The organism is Shewanella sp. 10N.286.45.A1 (assembly GCF_041470405.1).
Classification (GTDB): Bacteria; Pseudomonadota; Gammaproteobacteria; order Enterobacterales; family Shewanellaceae; genus Shewanella.
In genome coordinates this window covers 1-3,153 of record NZ_JBFRMK010000298.1, presented here as the reverse complement: position 1 = coordinate 3,153, position 3,153 = coordinate 1, and the positions used below count along the sequence as shown (strand labels likewise).

The following is a 3,153-nucleotide window of genomic DNA, read 5'->3' as shown; positions in this document are numbered from 1 at the left end:
CCAAGGCTGTCGAACTCGGTAAGTCGGTTGATAGAGGTACGCGCTAAAGCTTCAGAAAGTTCCATAAAAAATCCAGTACAAAGAAGAGTCTGTACTGGATTTTGAAGCATTGTAAAGATCGGTCAACCGATCATATTGGCCTTAACTGATCGGCGTTAGCCTCTATGGCGCCTTTTTTATTGGGTGTTTTTAGCTGCCAGTTCCTCAAATTAGCGATATGACAATATTAAGCCTCTCTACAGTCAGGCTCATACGTCTCTTGCAGTAGAACTGTGCGCGACTTTAAGGCTATCGCGATAAACAATTATCAGTATGGTATTGCAGAGCGTGTAATGACACCCTTCGCCCTAATGTCTAGCATTAACTCTTAGAGACAAAAAAGGCATAACTTGTTCACCAAGTTATGCCTTTCAATTAATCTATCTCTAACCCGTCAAAAAGACTGTAGTGTTAACGTTCCCAGTATGACTCTTCTAGGCTATCTTCACGCTCTGGTAAGCCGCGTGATAATCTTGGGCTGTGCTGTGCAAGTACCTCATACGCAACGCGGTTAGCATACTTACAGATCTGCGAGAACGACGAATAACATAGACCATCACGATTATGTTTACTTGAGCCCGGCACGTTGGTTTTATGGAATCGATTAGACGCTAGATCATGCAATAACGCTGCTAATGCACCATCTCCAGCACCATTAGTGTTACGGATTTTTTCTGGACCGCCCATATACGGTGAAATATGCGCGTACACTTTAAGCGGCGACTCACAATCAGCTTTCAACTTAGGCCGAGAGAACTCATAACGGTTGAACTCTGGAATAGCGCCAGGTAACAAGGTATGACTTGTTTCACGTTTTTCTGAATCTTCAGTATAACCTGCAGTATAAAGCCCTAAAGGCCCAGCTGTGGTTAATACCATGTCACACCACTCTAAAGCAGCTTCACTGGCTTGTAGCGGATCTTTAAAGCCCGTTAATGCTTCGCCTTCATCTTCATTCATCGCAAGAATCGTTACATGTTCCTGAATAAAGCGCTGCCACCATTTAGGATCTTCTTCAATTAAGAAACGCGTGCCTAAAGTAAGGACTACTGGCACTTCGGCCGCTTTAGCGTATTCAATTGCTTTCATCGCTGCATCAGTGATTTTATCTTCACCACTGGCGCGCATTAGATATGCCGTTAAGATCAGTGCTGAACCACCTTGAACAATATCTTTATCGATATACTCTGGCGTCAATTTATCCATTGAACCTTTGCTGATAGCAAAAGTACGCTCACCGCATTCTGAAATCAAAGTGAAGCAACGGCCGATAGGACCTGCAACTGGCTGTAGTTGGTTCAAGTCGACTTTTGATGAAGTGTTGCAAAGATAGCGATAGGCGTAGCTACCAATCTCGATGTTTCGGCTCATAACGCCAAACAGAACAGAGCGATCATCGGCAAGAATCGAATAATTGTGTACTGTGTTGCCGATGGTTCCACCCGCAAACTCGTCACTGACAAGTTCACGATCTTTTAATTCGTTATACAAAGCGTGCGCCTTGTCATCATCTATCAAAGTCGAATTGCCCTTAGGTAACTCATAGCGACTCAGTAACTCATCTTCCACTTTGGCTTCAATGTCTACTAATGTTTGATCGATACCAGACACATAGGTAGAAATTGGCTGAGGCTGCTGGATCAACTGTGCTAATAGCGGATCACGGTTTTTAACTGGAAAATAGTGTTTAGACTTACGCTGACCTGGAAACTTCATATTGAGCTCTCTTTCATTCGGCATCCATGCAAAAGATAATTATACGGGTAAGTAATCACAAGTTATTGCGCTTAGCTTTAACAAATAACTCATAGTTTTAAAATTCTAGCAGCCTAAAATGCTAACATGTCTCACAAATTAACCATGACCACACACGCTAAGTGCTAAATCATAAGCAGAGACAAAAAAGGCGGGGAATTCTACCATACCCAGCCTCTTTCGCCAGTTGAAATCACTGACTAGCCATTAAATTTAGCACCAACCTAAGGTTTGTTGCTTAACTATTTGCTGTAATAGCTCAATATGAGCATCTGAATCGTTTAAACAGCCAATAAATTCGTAGCGCTCTCCACCCGCTGATATGAAACTCTCTTTACCTTCCTGCGAGATCTCTTCCAGTGTTTCTAAGCAATCTGAGGAAAATGCCGGACACATGATATCAACGGATTTAATCCCTTGATCAGGTAGTGACTCAAGTAACTGATCCGTTGCTGGTGTTAGCCACTCTTCTTTACCAAACTGAGATTGAAAACAGATCCGCCATTGCTCAGCCGTTAAACCAAGTGACTCAGCCACTAGCTCTGCAGTTTTCTGGCACTGTATTTGATAAGGGTCACCTTCAGTCACATAACGAACAGGCACGCCGTGAAAGGACATGAGCAATACATCGCCTCTGCCTTTATCCGTCCAATGTTGTTTGACTGACTCCGCAAGCGCGGCAATATATGCAGGGTGAGCGAAGTATTCTTTGTTGATCCGTAGCTCTGGGAAATCGCGCTTAGTTTTATGCAGATCGCTAATCGCGTCAAATACTGGTGCAACGGTTGAGCAAGAGTACTGCGCATACAATGGCAACACAAAAATCTTACTCACGCCTTGGGCTTTTAGCTTATTAAGGCCTGATTCTAACGAAGGATTACCGTAGCTCATGCCAAGTTCAACAGGTACATTGAAACCCAAATTCGTTTGTAAAGATTGCGCTAATTTGTCGCGTTGTTGCTGGCTGATCACCATCAACGGTGAACCGTTATCCCACCAGATAGACTCGTAAAGTTTAGCGACTTTAGCTGGGCGGGTATTTAAAATGATGCCATTGAGGATCGGTTTCCAGATCCAAGGAGAGATATCGACAACACGAGGATCACTAAGAAACTGCTTTAAGAACTTTTTAACATCTGGCGCGGTTGGGGAATCAGGCGTGCCAAGGTTAACCAATAAAACACCGAATGGGGAGCTTGTGTCGTTCACGTTTTCTCTCTTTTAACCAAGATATTCTGCGTCAGGCTATCATTGGAAAAAGCATAAAAAAAGCCCACTTACATGGGCTTTATTAAATATGAGAACTAGCTCATAAACACACAGTTATTTTGTGTAAATTCATACCAATCAGTATAAAGA

The 3,153-nt window shown here is 43.0% G+C and carries 2 protein-coding genes; both read right to left on the bottom strand.

Annotated features, from left to right (window positions below; genetic code table 11):
- Positions 1-450 precede the first annotated feature (450 nt).
- Positions 451-1,755, bottom strand: coding sequence for an inosine/guanosine kinase (locus AB4238_RS19490; protein ID WP_220736282.1), 1,305 nt, complete (start codon positions 1,753-1,755; stop codon positions 451-453).
- A 252-nt stretch (positions 1,756-2,007) separates the two neighbouring features.
- Positions 2,008-3,003 (bottom strand): ferrochelatase, encoded by a 996-nt coding sequence (gene hemH / locus AB4238_RS19485; RefSeq protein ID WP_372034957.1) that lies wholly within the window; start codon positions 3,001-3,003, stop codon positions 2,008-2,010.
- Positions 3,004-3,153 lie beyond the last annotated feature (150 nt).

Bases quoted from the DNA above. Each gene is read 5' to 3' on its own strand.
- AB4238_RS19490 (WP_220736282.1), bottom strand. From the start codon at position 1,755: ATGAAGTTTCCAGGTCAGCGTAAGTCTAAACACTATTTTCCAGTTAAA.